This is a genomic window from Nocardia sp. NPDC050713, assembly GCF_040654315.1.
Lineage (GTDB): Bacteria > Actinomycetota > Actinomycetes > Mycobacteriales > Mycobacteriaceae > Nocardia.
This window is the reverse complement of record NZ_JBFAHS010000008.1, coordinates 131,536-146,285: the sequence shown is the minus strand read 5'-3', so window position 1 is coordinate 146,285 and position 14,750 is coordinate 131,536. Positions and strand designations below refer to the sequence as shown.

The 14,750-nt window shown below is 69.1% G+C and carries 14 protein-coding genes; 7 read left to right on the top strand and 7 right to left on the bottom strand.

Annotated elements, in window-relative coordinates; translation table 11 throughout:
• Positions 1-464 precede the first annotated feature (464 nt).
• Positions 465-938 carry a MarR family transcriptional regulator gene (locus tag AB0H49_RS17210; RefSeq protein WP_357252387.1) on the top strand — a complete coding sequence of 158 codons (474 nt, stop codon included), beginning with the start codon at positions 465-467 and terminating at the stop codon, positions 936-938.
• A 32-nt stretch (positions 939-970) separates the two neighbouring features.
• Here the strand turns inward: AB0H49_RS17210 and AB0H49_RS17205 are convergent, their stop codons facing one another.
• Positions 971-2,359: a metallophosphoesterase gene (locus tag AB0H49_RS17205; RefSeq protein ID WP_357252384.1), complete on the bottom strand. Its 1,389-nt coding sequence runs from the start codon at positions 2,357-2,359 to the stop codon at positions 971-973.
• A 159-nt stretch (positions 2,360-2,518) separates the two neighbouring features.
• Here AB0H49_RS17205 and AB0H49_RS17200 point away from each other — a divergent pair, with 159 nt between their 5' ends.
• Positions 2,519-2,788 carry a DUF2277 domain-containing protein gene (locus AB0H49_RS17200; RefSeq protein ID WP_067788783.1) on the top strand — a complete coding sequence of 90 codons (270 nt, stop codon included), beginning with the start codon at positions 2,519-2,521 and terminating at the stop codon, positions 2,786-2,788.
• Between the two features lie 113 nt (positions 2,789-2,901).
• On the top strand, positions 2,902-3,543 hold the full coding sequence (locus AB0H49_RS17195; protein ID WP_357252657.1) for a class I SAM-dependent methyltransferase: 642 nt from the start codon (positions 2,902-2,904) through the stop codon (positions 3,541-3,543).
• A 141-nt stretch (positions 3,544-3,684) separates the two neighbouring features.
• Here AB0H49_RS17195 and AB0H49_RS17190 read toward each other — a convergent pair whose 3' ends face one another.
• On the bottom strand, positions 3,685-4,830 hold the full coding sequence (locus AB0H49_RS17190) for an acyl-CoA dehydrogenase family protein (protein ID WP_355001004.1): 1,146 nt from the start codon (positions 4,828-4,830) through the stop codon (positions 3,685-3,687).
• A 154-nt stretch (positions 4,831-4,984) separates the two neighbouring features.
• Here AB0H49_RS17190 and AB0H49_RS17185 point away from each other — a divergent pair, with 154 nt between their 5' ends.
• Positions 4,985-5,692 carry a TetR/AcrR family transcriptional regulator gene (locus AB0H49_RS17185; RefSeq protein ID WP_355001003.1) on the top strand — a complete coding sequence of 236 codons (708 nt, stop codon included), beginning with the start codon at positions 4,985-4,987 and terminating at the stop codon, positions 5,690-5,692.
• A 12-nt stretch (positions 5,693-5,704) separates the two neighbouring features.
• Here the strand turns inward: AB0H49_RS17185 and AB0H49_RS17180 are convergent, their stop codons facing one another.
• Positions 5,705-6,427: a Mut7-C RNAse domain-containing protein gene (locus AB0H49_RS17180; RefSeq protein ID WP_357252379.1), complete on the bottom strand. Its 723-nt coding sequence runs from the start codon at positions 6,425-6,427 to the stop codon at positions 5,705-5,707.
• A 257-nt stretch (positions 6,428-6,684) separates the two neighbouring features.
• Between AB0H49_RS17180 and AB0H49_RS17175 the strand changes: the two genes are divergently transcribed.
• Positions 6,685-6,840 carry a hypothetical protein gene (locus AB0H49_RS17175; protein WP_357252376.1) on the top strand — a complete coding sequence of 52 codons (156 nt, stop codon included), beginning with the start codon at positions 6,685-6,687 and terminating at the stop codon, positions 6,838-6,840.
• 3 nt (positions 6,841-6,843) lie between these two features.
• On the opposite strand, the gene AB0H49_RS17170 is transcribed toward AB0H49_RS17175, so the two are convergent.
• Positions 6,844-7,596, bottom strand: coding sequence for a PaaX family transcriptional regulator C-terminal domain-containing protein (locus AB0H49_RS17170; RefSeq protein ID WP_357252373.1), 753 nt, complete (start codon positions 7,594-7,596; stop codon positions 6,844-6,846).
• 110 nt (positions 7,597-7,706) lie between these two features.
• On the opposite strand from AB0H49_RS17170, the gene AB0H49_RS17165 reads away from it, so the two are divergent.
• Positions 7,707-9,335 carry an acyl-CoA dehydrogenase family protein gene (locus tag AB0H49_RS17165; RefSeq protein ID WP_357252370.1) on the top strand — a complete coding sequence of 543 codons (1,629 nt, stop codon included), beginning with the start codon at positions 7,707-7,709 and terminating at the stop codon, positions 9,333-9,335.
• A 27-nt stretch (positions 9,336-9,362) separates the two neighbouring features.
• The gene (locus AB0H49_RS17160) at positions 9,363-10,403 is read left to right on the top strand and encodes a crotonase/enoyl-CoA hydratase family protein (RefSeq protein WP_357252367.1); all 1,041 of its coding nucleotides are present in this window, start codon (positions 9,363-9,365) and stop codon (positions 10,401-10,403) included.
• Positions 10,404-10,407: 4 nt separating this feature from the next.
• Here the strand turns inward: AB0H49_RS17160 and AB0H49_RS17155 are convergent, their stop codons facing one another.
• The 3 genes from AB0H49_RS17155 to AB0H49_RS17145 form a co-directional block, all read right to left on the bottom strand.
• On the bottom strand, positions 10,408-10,620 hold the full coding sequence (locus AB0H49_RS17155) for a hypothetical protein (protein WP_355000998.1): 213 nt from the start codon (positions 10,618-10,620) through the stop codon (positions 10,408-10,410).
• Between the two features lie 97 nt (positions 10,621-10,717).
• On the bottom strand, positions 10,718-13,354 hold the full coding sequence (locus AB0H49_RS17150; RefSeq protein ID WP_357252364.1) for a LuxR C-terminal-related transcriptional regulator: 2,637 nt from the start codon (positions 13,352-13,354) through the stop codon (positions 10,718-10,720).
• 253 nt (positions 13,355-13,607) lie between these two features.
• Entirely contained in the window at positions 13,608-14,039 is a 432-nt protein-coding gene (locus tag AB0H49_RS17145; RefSeq protein WP_357252361.1) for a GAF domain-containing protein, read from the bottom strand.
• Between the last annotated feature and the right edge of the window lie 711 nt (positions 14,040-14,750).

The window sequence follows — 14,750 nt, the reverse complement described above, 5'->3', positions numbered from 1 at the left end:
ATTCTTCGGACGCGATTGATCGCGCGTTTTTACGCTCGACCTGCCGCTTGTGACGGCGCCGGTCGGAGTTGTCGGTGAGCACCCAGATAAAGCAGTTATCCAGCGGTATGAATTTCGATCACGAGTTGTCGAATACCCCCGTAGTCCGGCAATCGATACACGTACGTAGATCCCCAAGGCAGCGAATTCGTTGCGACCCCCGTCGATCCGACGCCGCTTCCCGCACCGATTTCGAACGCTACACCAGCGCGCTGTACGGCGACAACCCTGAAAACAGGGGCACGCGCCGTGGAGTGACTCGGTTCGCCGTCGAAATGTACTGGCGTACAACGTATTTCGCTTTTTACCGCCTCGGTGGTGGATAGTACGTACACGTATGGGTGTGGCGGAAATCGGCCGCAAAGATATTGGACGAACGACTAGATCGGCCGTGTCAGCGGCTCGGATCGTGGTCTAATCGGCGGATGGAATCACTGACCTCGCGGCTGGTGCCCCACGTGTTCGCGGATACACCTGGACATCTGATCCGATTGCTCTATCAACGCCACAACGCACTCTGGCACGCCACCGTCGGGGATTCGATCACGCCAACTCAGTTCGCCATTCTCAACGTCGTCTATGCGCAGGGGCCGCTGACCCAGCACGAGGTCTCCGTACGAATCAGCACGGACACTTCGACGATGGCGCAATCCGCCGGTGTGCTCGAACGGAAGAATCTGATCAAACGGTCGGTCAACCCGGCCGACAAACGCGAACGCCGGATCGCCCTCACCCGCACCGGCCGCCGCGAGTACGCCCAGCTCCTGCCGAAAGCCGACGAAGTGCAACGACTCCTGTTCTCCGTCGTGGCTCCCGATGGCCACGACGGCGCCCTCGCGGTCCTCCGCACACTCGCCGGTATCAGCGCCGACGGCGCGGGCGGTCTCGAGATCCAGTGACGGGGTAGTCCTCCGCCGATTCCCGCAGGACGTCAGGCTCGCGTGGCGGCCAGCTCCACGACGGTGATGTCGGAGGGCGCGCCGACTCGAACGGGCGGACCCCAGGCGCCCGCGCCGCGCGTCACATACAGCTGGGTGTCGCCGTAGCGCTCGAGCCCCGCGACGGTCGGATTCGCCAGTTCCGCAAGGAGATTCCCCGGCCAGAGCTGGCCGCCGTGGGTGTGCCCGGAGAGTTGGAGGTCGACGCCGTGCGCGACGGCGTCGTGGATCTGGATCGGCTGGTGCGCCAGCAGCACTGCCGTGCGGGCCGGATCGCGGTCGCCGAGCGCCTTGCCGAAATCCGGTCCCTGCCCGACCTGTTCGCCCTGCACGTCGTTGACGCCCGCGAGGTCGAAGCCGGGCAGCTCGGTCCGATCGTTGGCCAACAGGCGCAGTCCCAGATCCTGCACGTGCTCGATCCATTCCTCCGCGCCGGAGAAGTACTCGTGGTTGCCGGTGACGAAGTACGCGCCGTGCCTGGCGCGTAGACCGGCGAGCGGTTCGACGGCGTGGCGCAGGTGCTCTACGCTGCCGTCCACCAGATCGCCGACCACCGCGATGAGATCGGGCTGAGTGTCGTTGATCGTGCGGACGACGCGCTCGGCGAAACCCCTGCCGAGGATCGGGCCGAGGTGCACGTCGCTGACCACGGCGATCCGGAATCCATCGGCCGAGCGGGGGAGTTTGGCCAGCGGGATGGTCAGCCGCTGGACCTGCGGTCCGTTCAGCACCCCGTGGGCGCCGACGCCGACGGTTGTCGCCGCGGTGAGCGCGGCGGTTCCAGCGATTGCGCGGGAGACGAAGATTCGCCGCGAGATCGGTGCGGAGTCTCGGCCTCGCGCTGTCGAAGGACTTGGTGCCGAGCGCTTTTCGCCACTCGAAGCCGCAGCGAGGAGTTCACCGGCTCCGAGCGGAGTGCTTGGTGTGTCGCCGGATTCTTGTCCCTGCCGCACCGGAGTGTTCGGTGCGGCCACGCATTCCGGCATCTTCTCCGTCGCCGTGCCAGGAGCTTCCGGGGCCTCTTCTCTCTGCTCGGTCGAAGTGGCTGTGTTCATTCCGGTTTCGCGCGCGAACAGGCGCAGCAGCACCGGCCGCAGTACCTCGCCCGCCAGCAGCGCCAGCAAGAGGTAGACGAACAGCGCGCCCCAGAAATAGCCCGGCCACGCGATGGCCCGCACCAGCGGGAACGGCAGTCCGGCCGATTCGGCGAAGAACGCGCCGAGCAGCAACAGCGGGGCCGTCACCAGCACCGCGGTCCCGAGCCGCCGCCCGGCCGACCCCGGTGCGGTCGTGTCTCGTACCAGGCGCCGCCACAGATACCAGTGCAGCCCGGCGAAGACCGCGAGCACCGCGACGCCGATCAGTACCACCACAACGATCACCGCGAAGCCCTCTCGACCAACCGAACGGAGCCCGCCGACAGCCGCGCATGGCCGTGGCGGAGCGGGACACGCCCTCTCCCGAACCGACCGTTCCGACCTTACGCGGGAGCGTGCGGTGGAGCGGGGAACGATGTCACCCCACCTCGGTAGCCTCGAAGCATGTGCCGAAACATCACAGCCCTGCGCGGGTTGGAGCCCGCGGCGACACCGGAGGAGATCCAGGCGGCGGCGCTGCAGTACGTGCGCAAGGTCGCGGGCATCTCCAGCGTCTCCGCCGCGACGCGTCCGGTTGTGGAGGCCGCGGTGGCCGACATCGCCGCGGTGACGACCCGCCTGCTCGCCGAGCTGCCGGACCGCAAGGTGCCGCCGAAGTCGGTGCCGCCGCTGCGCCGCCCCGAGGTGCAGGCCAGGATCGCGGCGCGCGGCTGAACCGCCCGCCGGAAATTCGGATGCGCCGCCGGACGCGTCCGGTTACTGTCGCGCCCATGCGAATGGTCAGCGGCAAGAAGATCCGCGATGTGGACATCGGTTAAGCCCGAGAGCTGATCGGACGCCATTCGGCGGTCCGGATCGACCTCGGTACCGGCGACGGACGCGCGGTCCTCGCCGCGGCCGCCGCCGACCCCCGCCGATTGGTGATCGGCGTGGACGCCAACGCGGCGGGCATGTTCGAAGCCTCCCGCAAGGCCGCGCGCGGCAAGCTCGCGAACGCGCTGTTCGTGGTGGCCGCCGCCGAGCGCCTGCCCACGGAACTGGACGGCGTCGCCGACGCGGTGACCGTGTACTTCCCGTGGGGTTCGCTGCTGCGCGGCGTGGTAACCGCGGATCCGGTCGTCGTGACGGGTCTCGCCCGGTTGCTGAAGCCCGGCGCTGCACTGTCGATCCTCGTATCGGTCATCGAGCACGATCGCGGTTCCGGTCTGCCGCCGATCGATGAGAACGACCTGCGCGGTCTCGCCGGACCCTACACGGCGCACGGTTTGACGATCACGGAGGTAGCGCCCGCTACCGCCGCCGAGATCGCCGCCACTGGTTCCTCGTGGGCCAAACGCCTCGGCGCGGGATCCCAGCGCAGCGCCTGGCGAATCGCGGCGCACCGATCGAACGCGCAGCGCGCGCCGGAACTCGCGGCCGAGCACCGGACGGGGACGGCCTGCGCGGAGCCGGTCGGAGACGCCCGGTAGCCGACGGCCGCGCACCCGGTGGATCCGCGGGGCGGGCGGCGACACCCGGCGGCTCCGCCGGTGACCGCCCGCCCGCCCGCAGGCATGCGCCGCTGTGGAAACCTTTGCATCGCAATCGAACTGCGAAGCAAAGGCTGCGGCTCACAGTGACCGGGCGATGATCTCCTTCATGATCTCGTTGGTGCCCGCGTAGATCATCTGCACCCGGTTGTCCACCCACATGCGCGAGATCGGGTATTCGGTCATGTACCCGTAGCCGCCGTGCAACTGGAGGCACTCGCTGGCGACCGACATGGCCTTGTCGGTGGTCCACCACTTCGCCATCGCCACGGTCGGGATGTCGAGTTCGCCCGCGATGTGCTTGGCGATGCAGTCGTCGGTGAAGACGCGCGCGATCTTCGCCTCCGTGGCGACCTCGGCCAGCTTGAACTTCGTGTTCTGGAAGCCGAAGACCGGGCGGCCGAACGCCTCGCGCTCCTTGGTGTAGCGCAGCGTGTGCTCCAGCGCGGTCTCCATGCCCGCCACCGAGCCGACCGCGATGATCAGGCGCTCCTGCGGCAGCTGCTGCATGAGCTGGACGAAGCCCTGGCCCTCCTGCGTGCCGAGCAGGTTGCTCACCGGGATGCGCACGTCCTCGAAGAACAGCTCGGAAGTGTCCTGGCCCTTCTGGCCGATCTTGTCCAGCACCCGGCCGCGGCGGAAGCCGGGGCGGTCCGCCTCGACGAGCACCAGGCTGATGCCCGCCGCGCCCTGGGAGGTGTCGGTCTTGACCACGACGATGATCAGGTCGGCCTGTGCGCCGTTGGTGATGAAGGTCTTGGAGCCGTTGACGACGTACTCGTCGCCGTCGCGGACCGCTTTGGTCTTGACGCTCTGCAGGTCCGAGCCGGTGCCGGGCTCGGTCATCGCGATCGCCCCGACCACCTCGCCGCTGGCCATCTTCGGCAGCCAGTGCCGCTTCTGCTCCTCGGTGCCGTAGGCGAGCAGATAGTGCGCGACGATGCCGTTGTGCAGGCTCTGGCCCCACGCGGTGTCGACAACCCTGGCCTGTTCCTCGATCAGCACGGCCTCGTGCGCGAAGGTGCCGCCGCCACCGCCGTACTCCTCCGGGATGGACAGGCAGAGCAACCCGAGTTCGCCCGCCTTGTTCCACAGGTCGCGGTCGACGTGGTGCTGGGCGATGTACTTGTCGACGTTGGGCGCGACTTCCTTCTCGAAGAAGGCGCGCGCGAGGTCGCGCAGCGCGTCCAGGTCGTCGTTCATCCAACACGACCGGTAGGCGGCCATCGAGACTCCTTAGGCTCGGCGTATTACTAGCAATACTTGTGACCAGTGTTTACGGGTACAGTGTGTACCATCGGTTGCGCTGGGACAAGACGGAATCTCGAGCGGCCGCACGGATCGGATACAGCGCCCGTGGAGGTCGGATACGGTGAGCCGCGTGGGACGACAGGGCTGGACCGACACCGCCGAAACCCGCCGCTCGGGCGCGCGCGGGCCCGGCGGCGACGAACGGCGCCGCGCGCTCGTCGCGGCCGCCGTCGCGGCGATCGAGGAGCACGGGCCCGATGCCTCGATCGGGCAGATCGCCGACCGCGCCGGGCTGGTGCGCACGCACGTCTACCGGCACATCGCGGGCAAGGAAGAACTCGATCGCGCCGTCGCGCGGCACGCGCACGCCGAGCTCACCGCGCGCATCCGCGCCACCTTCGACGTCGACGGGACGCCGATCGACGTCATCCGCGCGCCCATCGCCGAACACGTCGCCTGGGCGGGGGAGCATCCGAATCTGTACCGCTTCCTCGTGGAGCGCAACTATCGCAGCGGCAACGACGAACCACGCATCGGCGGCAGCGCCTTCGCCTCCGAGATCTTCATCGCCGCAACGCGATACATCCCGCGCTTCGGTTCGGACCGAGCCGCGGCGGAACGGCTCATCATCGCGCTGCTCGGGCTGATCGATGCCTCCGTGCGCTGGTGGCTGACGCACCGCGAGAGCACCAGGGAGACGCTGGTCGACCAGCTGACCGCCGAGGCGTGGCTGTTGATCGATCATCGCTTGCGCGCCCTCGGCATCGAACTCGATCCCGCGGCGCGACTGCGGGATCTGCTCGTCGCGGGCGAGGCCTACCGCGGCGAGGCGAGCTGAGCCGGTGCCGGTCTAGGAACCGAACTTTCGCTGCGCGTGCGCGACGATCGCGTCGAGTCGCGCGTGGTGCGCGCCCTTCCAGTAGGTCTGGCCGCAATCGACGCACTGGGCGAAGGTGTCGTAGGTCTGTTCGGTCTGGTTCGGCAGCCGCTCGAGCACGGTCGCCTTGTCGGTCTCGCGCAGCAGGCCGTTGCAGGTGGTGCACCTGGTCCACGGGGCGAGGGGAGGGGCGAAGCGGGACAGCACGTCGTCGAGTTGCTCGGCCGGCTTGTGGCTGTAAATGTATGCGCCCGCGTAGATTTCGCGCCGCCGCAGCAGTCCGCGATCCCGGGACAGCAGGATGCGGCGCTCGGCCGCCGACCGCGTCGCCAACGCGGCGTCGCCGATGTCGGGGTTCTCGTAGGCGGCGTCGATACCGAGCAGGCGCAGCCGCCGCACCAGGGTGCCGAGGTGGATGTCGAGCAGGAAGCGCACCGGGTCCGGCATTCGTTGCGGACGGGTCACCGCGCGTACCGCGAGCGAATCGCCGTCTTTGGGCACATAGGCAGGTCCCACCGTCTGTTCGTTCACCACCAGCGCGCCCGCCTCGGTGAGGGGCACCCCGAGCGACTCCACCACGTGCCCCACGGTCGACACCCCGTCGACGCGCACGCTCGACGGACCCCCGCGCAGCCCGGCGGCCACGAACAATTCCAGCTCGGTCGCGAATTCGACCGTGATCTCCCCGGTGCCCACCCGGCAAGCATGCCAGGACTCACATTCGCTGACCAGCCAATTCTCGCGGCGTGCGCGACGCATCGCCGCTTCGTGTGAACCGCAGGCCGATCGCGCACCGTCGCCCCCGACCTGCCCGGCTTCGGCTACAGCGCCGCGCTCGCCCACTTCTCCTACACGTTCGACGGCTACTCGGAGTTCCTGCGGCGCTTCACCGAGGTGCTCGACCTCTCGGAGTACGCGATCTACTTGCGCGACTACGGTTCCCAGTTCGCGCCATGCACGCGCCGAAGCGGGTGCGAGGGCTGATCGTGCGAAACGACGACGTCTACGAAGACCAGTACGGACCGAAATACGCGCCGCTCGAGCGCTTCTGGGAGAAGCCGACCGAGAAGGGCAAGGCGGAACTCGCCGAGGCGGTGTCGGACGCGTGATTCTCAGCTTCGCTGCGCGGAAGTCCCCATCAACGCCTCGGCGAACGCCGCGAACTCCGTGCGGAAATCCAGGTACGCCGCGCGCAACTCACGGCCCGGCCAGCGGTCGGGTAGCAGTTCGGCGGGCAACATCGGGTCGTTGAGGATGTGCCGCACGGTCGCGGCGGCGACTTCGAACCGGTCGCCGATGGAGTCCGCGGCCGACATGGCGGACAAGAGCAGTCGCGCGTCGTCGGCCCAGTCGTCCGGCTGGAAGAGCCGTTCGGCGAGCTCGCTGTCCGGTTCGCCGGGGTGGCCGGTGAAGATCGTCAGTCGGCGCGCCGCGGCGGCGGGGAACTCGGTGCCGAGATTGTCCGGCCGGGTCCACACGCCCTCGCGGAGTTCGCCGAACTTCTTGGCGCGCAACACTTCCCGGAACGCAGCCCGGTCGGTGGAGTCGTCCGCACCGACCGTCACGATGGCGAGCCGCCACGTGCGGTCCCATTCGCCCGTCGGTGGATGCATGGCCTCGTCCTGGCGATGCTGCCGCTCGATCAGCCGCGGCGAGAGCCGGTAGGCGCTGTCGCGGCGCTCCAGGTCGCCGACCGCGACCATCCTGGTCAGCGCCGCGCGCACCGCCGACTCCTGGAGTCCGAGCCCGGTCGACACCCGCACGATCCAACTGACCGGCGCCTCGGCCGGATGCGCGCCGAGCAGTGCGCTCAGGATCGCCGACCGCGCGGTCAGCTTCCTTACCGGCGCACCACGCGAATCCATGCCCCGATGCTAGCCACTCGCCGCACGGCCACCGCGGGGGACGAGGCGGGGTATTGCAATTCTCTGGCGCGTGACGCAGGCTTGTAATATAGCTTGGAGGACGGACGGTTATGCCCACACACGAGGTGACGAATCAGGCTCCGCCGCTGGTGGATTTCGACGCGGCCGAGCAGCCGGTGATCCTGGAGGCGTTGCGCAGAGCGGGGGCCGAATCGGCCATCGACGACGTGCGCGCGGTCGGCAAGGTCGCGGGCAGCGCCGAGGCGCAGGCGCTCGGCGACCTGGCCGAGGCGCACCCGCCGGTGTTGCGGACCCACGACCGCTACGGGCACCGGATCGATGAGGTCGAGTACGACCCGAGCTATCACCGGTTGATGGAGTACGCGGTCGGCTTCGGCCTGCACGCCGCGCCGTGGGCGGACCGCGGCCCGAGCCCGCACCTGGTCCGCGCGGCGAAGATGAGCGTGTGGAGCCAGGTCGACGCGGGCCACGGTTGCCCGATCTCGATGACCTACGCCGTAGTCCCCGCGTTGCGCGCCAACCCCGAACTCGCGGCGCAGTACGAGCCGCTGCTCGTCGCCAAGGAATACGACCCCGGTCTGCGCGTGCCGTCGACCAAACGCGGACTGATCGCGGGCATGTCGATGACCGAGAAGCAGGGTGGCTCCGACGTCCGCGCGAACACCACGGCCGCGGTGCCGAACGCGGACGGCACCTACCGCATCACCGGGCACAAGTGGTTCACCTCGGCGCCGATGTCGGACTTCTTCCTCGTCCTCGCGCAGGCGCCGGGCGGACTGTCGTGCTTCTTCGTCCCGCGCGTGCTGCCCGACGGCACCCACAACACCTTCAACTTGCAGCGCCTGAAGGACAAACTCGGCAACCACTCCAACGCGAGCAGCGAGGTCGAGTACGACGACACCGTCGGCTGGCTGGTCGGCGCGGAAGGCCGCGGCGTCCCGACGATCATCGAGATGGTGAACCTGACCAGGCTCGACTGCACGCTGGGGTCGGCCTCCGGAATGCGGGCGGGCGTCGCCATGGCCGTGCACCACGCCACCCATCGCCGCGCCTTCGGCGCGCACCTGATCGACCAGCCGCTGATGCGCAATGTGCTCGCCGACCTGGCGCTGGAGGCCGAAGGGGCGACCACGGTCGCGCTGTGGCTCGCCGAGGTGACCGATCGGGCCGTGGCCGGTGACGAGACCGCCGACCGACTGCGCCGGATCGCGCTGGCGGTCAGCAAGTACTACGTCTGCAAGCGCGGTCCGATCCACGCGGCCGAAGCCCTGGAATGCCTCGGCGGCAACGGGTACGTCGAGGAATCGCGGATGCCGAGGCTGTACCGGGAGGCGCCGCTGATGTCGGTGTGGGAGGGCTCGGGCAACGTCGCCGCGCTCGACACGCTGCGCGCGCTGGCCAAACAGCCGGAGACACTCGGCGTCTTCTTCGACGAGGTCGAGCAGGCTCGCGGCGCGGACGCCCGGCTCGACGCCGCGATCGGCGCGCTGCGCGACCAGTTCGCCGACTTCGACACGATCCAGTACCGCGCCCGCCGTGTGGTCGGCGAGATGGCGCAGGTGCTGCAAGGCTCGCTGCTGGTGCGCTACGGACATCCCGCCGTCGCCGACGGCTTCGCCGCCAGCAGGCTCGGCCGCGATCACGGCGACGTCTTCGGAACTCTGCCGCACGGCGTCGACACCGGGTCCATCATCGAACGCGTGACGCCCAAGCTCTGATTCCCCCAATCGAAAGGGACTTTCCCGTTGCCCGACTACACCGACCACGCCGGTACTCGCCCCGCCGCCTGGTACGAAGGCCTGACCGAAGGCAAGGACTCGCTGTTCGCCGACCGGGAACAGGCGCCCGCCGACATCCGGTATCGGACGCTGACCTACGAGGTCACCGACCGGGTCGCCCGCATCACCTTCGACCGTCCCGACCACGGCAACGCGATCACCGCGGACACCCCGATCGAACTCGCCGCGGCGGTCGAGCGGGCAGATCTGGACCCGCGCGTGCACGTGATCCTGGTGTCCGGGCGCGGCAAGGGCTTCTGCGGCGGTTACGACCTGTCGATCTTCGCGGAGAACGGCTTCGCACCGGACGCCGGCGCGGCGCCGGTGGACGGCACGGTCCTCGATCCCGCCGTGCAGGCGCGCAACCACAATCCCTGGGGCACCTGGGATCCGATGGTCGACTATCAGATGATGAGCCGCTTCAACCGCGGCTTCTCCAGCCTGCTGCACGCCAACAAGCCGACCGTAGCCAAACTGCACGGCTTCGCGGTGGCGGGCGGCACCGACATCGCGCTGTTCGCCGATCAGATCATCTGCGCCGACGACACCAAGATCGGCTACCCGCCCACCCGCGTCTGGGGCATTCCGGCGGCGGGCATGTGGGCGCACCGGCTCGGCGATCAGCTCGCCAAGCGGCTGCTGTTCACCGGCGACTGCATCAGCGGCAAGCAGGCCGCCGAATGGGGCCTGGCCGTCGAATCCTGCCCCGCCGACGAGCTCGACGAACGCACCGAAGCGCTGGTCGACCGCATCGCCAGGATGCCGATCAACCAGCTCATCATGGCCAAGCTCGCGCTCAACAGCGCGCTGCTCGCGCAGGGCGTGGCCAACTCGGGAATGGTCAGCACCGTGTTCGACGGCATCTCCCGGCACACCCGCGAGGGCTACGCCTTCCAGTTGCGCTCGGCCACCGTCGGCTTCCGCGAGGCGGTGCGTGAGCGCGACGAACCCTACGGCGACTGGAAGCGCGCGCAGTTCCGGTCCGGCGAGGAGAGCGCCGAGGGCTGACACCTCAGTCCGGCAGTTGGCGCATCTCCAGCAGGGTCAGGCCGAGGTTGTCGATCATCGCGAGAACCGCGCGCATCGCGGTCGGATCGGGCACGGGTCCGAACAGCGAGGTGGTGCCGCTGCGCGACGGTGCGACGTCGAGGTCGGGAAAGGCGGCCAGTGCGCGGTCGGACAGTTCGCCGTCGATGATGAACTGGTACCTGGTCAGGACCGCCATGGCTCTCCTTCCACTGCGCGATGGTCGAGTCTGGCGCGCCGAGCGCGCGGCTGGCCTCACACGCCGCGGATGAGATTTCCGGAGACCGCAGGGGTCCTCAGAGCACGCCGCTGCGCCGTGCGAAATCCAGCGCGGCGACGCGGGAATTCGCACCGAATTTCGCGTAGATCGAACGCAGATGCGTTTTGACGGTATTGATGGAGACCCCGAGATCCCCGGCGATCTGCTGCGCGGTCCGGCCGGACGGAAGGTGTTTGAGGACGGTCAATTCGGCATCCGTCAGCGCCGGGTGAGTCGAGCGCCGGGCGGTATTGCGATTTCGCCGGACGAGATCACCGAATTCGTCGAGCCGACCCCATCGGCCCGCGTAGACATCGAGCAGTTCGATCGCGTTCGGAACGTCGAGAAAAGGACGGACCAGGTGATCGGCGGCGGCGTGCCGCAACGCGTTCTCCAGGCCGGTCCGCGCCTTCGCGCGATTGCCGCTCGCGTGCTGCGCGGACGAGTACAGCAACCAGCCGGTGACCAGGGTGGAGGGACGCGCGTCGTTCGCACCGTCGAGCAACGGTTCGACGAGCGCCAGCACGGCCTGACTGTGCCCGGCCGCCTCGGCGACCGCCGCGCGCGCCACGGTGACATCGGGCAGGTCGCCGAGCAGCCGCTGCCCCCGCTCGGCGAGCAGCTGCGCGGCCAATGGCTCGGACACGCTCAGCAGCGCCCACACCACGTGCGGGACGACGGTGGCGGTCGCGGCGGGGACGGTGTCCTTGTCGAGCAGCAGCTGTGTGGCGCGGCGCAGGTCGTCGACGGCCGTGCGCCGGTCGGCGCCCTGTTCGACGGCGAGCAGCAGCCCGACCACGTAGCCGTGCCAGCCGGCGAGCGGGCTCTCGGATCCGTCCTGCACCGCGTGCTGGGACAGGGCCGCCGCGATATGGCTCGGATCCGGTTCCTCGCCGCGCAGGTAGGCGGCCAGTCCGGCGGCGGTCATGGCCTGCGCCGCGTCCGGTGTGCCGAGCAGGCCGTGCTCGGCGGCCAGAGCCAGCGCCCGACCGGCCCGGTCGCGCATCGCGGCAGTGGCCTCACGTCCGCAGGCGATGAAAGTCAGGCGGGTCAGTGCGCGCAGCGCGAGCCGCGGGTGGCCCGCGTGCAGTGCCAGGGCCAGTCCGCGGGACAGCACCTCCTCGGCTCGGCCGAGCTGTTCGCCGACCATCAGCGCGGTGGCCGATTGAATCGCCAGATAGCAGTCGATATCGGGATTGCCGGTCGGCGGCACGGCGGCCACGGCGAGGTCACCCGCCACCATCCCGGTCGCGGCCGCCGCGTCCACCGTCGCGGCCACGGTGAGCGCGTCGATCCAGTGCGCGGGCACGAACGACGGGCGGCTGCCGCGCGAGCCGGCGACGTCGAGGTAGGCCTGCGCGTCGGCGGCGCTGCCGTGGAAAAGCGCGTCGAGGACGCGGAGCAACCAGACGAAAGGGTCGTCCAGCATGCTCGGCCGCGCGCGCTGAAGCTCGCCGAACAGCGCGGCGCCGTCCCCGTCCAGGACCATCGTCGTCCCGTGTTCGACGAGCAGATTGCGCAGGTGTCTTGGGTCGCCGACGGCGAGCAGATGGGTCAGCGCCTGGCGTGGCAGCCCGGCGCGGCGCAGCGCGTTCGCGGTCCGCAGGTGCAGTTCGGCGCGGGCCTGCGCGCCGAGCCGGTTCACCTCGGCGAGGAAGTACGCCCGCAGCATCGGGTGGTAGCTGAACCAGACCTCGCCGCCGCGCGCGATCGAGCTGACCGGGAAGTTCATCCGGTCCAGCTCGTAGAGCGTGTGCGTGGCGCCGCCGCCGATCAGCTCGTCGGCCATCTTCTCGGTGAACGAGGCGGGCACGCTGGTGTAGGTGACGAACAGCCGCACGGACGTCGGCAGGGCGCCGATCAGCTCGCCGACCAGGAAGTCGGACACCGCGCGCGGCGGCCGGGCCAGGACGCCGAGCGCCGCGGCGCGGTCGGGGTTCGCGACCAGGCACATCGCGGTGATGCGGACCAGCGCCGCCCACCCGTGGGTCAGGTCGAGGACCGTGGCGAGCTCGGCGTCGTCCAGTTCGCAGTGGTGTTCGCGGCACAGCGCGGCGACCTCCGTGCTCGTCATCGCTAGGTCGGCGGCGCCCCACCGGGTCGATCGTTCGGTCAGCCCGAGTAGATGCCAGTGCAGCGGCGGATCGAAGCGACCGGAGACCACGGTGGTGACCGTCGGCGGCGCGTGCAGCAGGAAGTGTTCCAGCCCAGCCAGTGCGAGCGGCTCGGCGACTAGGTGGGCGTCATCGATGACGATCACCGTCGGCGTTCCGCGCGCGGTCAGAGCCTCGACGAGATGGGCCGCGTCGAAATCGGGAGCGTCGACGGTTCGGCGCTGCGGCGGGTTCGGCAGACCGAGCTGATCGCGCAGCGTCTGCCACAGCGAGAGGCCGGGCGCGGGATGCTCGGACACCGAGATCCAGCCGAGCGCGGGTCGTCGCGACGTCCGCGCCCACAGTCGGCTCGCCCAGTCGGCGAGCAGGACGGTCTTGCCGCTTCCGGCGGGCGAGCAAATCAACAGCACTCGGTGCTCGTCGCTGTCGACGATGGCGTCGAGTCGCTCGATCAACGTCGTCCTGGCGATCTGCGCGGATGAGAACGACGGCATTTCCGCGGGAATTCCGTCGCCGTCGGCGGAGTGTGAACGTAGATCGGGCCCGTGCGAGATGGTCACCGTGCCTCCTGGACCGACTGCCACTGGCGTGTCATTGCCGCGGTGTGATGTGTATCACCGGCCGCGTGCGAGGCTTGCGTTGTTCCCCAACGGAAGAGGAGACACGATGGAAATCCTCGATCTCGGTTCCGCCATCTTCGACCTGGTCGACACGGTGGTCGGAGCCGTCGCGGATCTCATCGCCATTGCCACCGGCTCGGCGTGAACGAGTTCCCGGAGCGCGGGGAGGGGTGCGCCCCTCCCCGCGTCCGCGTCACTCCTTCGCGCGGAAAGCGTTGGTGCGGTGGGAGTACAGGTTCAACAGGCCGAGCACCTGCCCCTCGGAGACGAGCGGGTGACAGTACAGCGACCGTATGTCGAGTTCGCGCAGGTGGGCGCAGTAAGCGCGCCAACGCGATTCCGCGGCGAGGTCGGCGATCGAGATCCTTTTGTGCCGCCGGATGACGTCCATGCCCGGCGAATCCGGAAAATCGACGAGGGCCTGCTCCACTGTCGCGGCCTGTCGATCCGAGCAACCGACGACCTCGAAGCCGTCGAGTCCCCAGGCCGAGATGCCGACCAAGGGGTGATCGGGCAGCAGGCGCGCTATGTTCGCGGCGGCCTGCGCGGGTATCGCCGAGGTCTTGTTCGGGAAAAGAGTGACTGAACCGGGGAAATTCGTCGTGATGGGTCGGGTATCGAGCATTCGGACACCTCACTCCACGGCGCGCACCGGCGGCAGGGCCCAAGGGGCCGACCTGCTGGTGTCTCCGGACGCGCCGACTTGCTGACCACCTGTGCAGCTGCCGCGTTGGCAGCGTCGCATCGCCCGTCCCCCGAACGGGCGCCTGCCACCGGTGTTCGACCGGTGGCGGCGTGAACGGTTGCGCGCCTGGGCTTCTCGTAACCGCCGCCCAGGTTTTCCGGAGAGAACCGTTCACCTTCACGCGGGCCACGTGCCGCCGAGCGGCCTTGTGACGGCCACCACATTAACACCGGCTGGTCGGTTCGAGTCGAGGTTTTTCACGTTCGATTCTGGACGGCCGGTTCAGGCGGGTGCCCCGGCACGATTACCCGCGGCCCTGCGTCATCTGTCTCAGTCAGGTCGCCCCAGGGTTCCTCGAACAGGCGCGAGGGGTCGCGATGGGCGTCGGCCTGGTCCCGCGGCTGGTCGCACCACGCCTGCTTCGCCGCGCCGCCGGACCGATTCGGGATGCGCTGGAAGACGGTCGTCTCTGGCAGGCTCGGGCTGTTGGCCTTGTCACGGATGAAAAGGGCTGTGCCACAACGGGAAACAACGTATTCTGCTGGTCAGGTCCCGCGCGGCCGACCGCAACGAGGCGTTTGTATCCAGTAACCAACTTTCGGTCGTTCTTTCTCGCGATTGCCCAGTGACAGCGCCCGCTCCGCCGCCCGA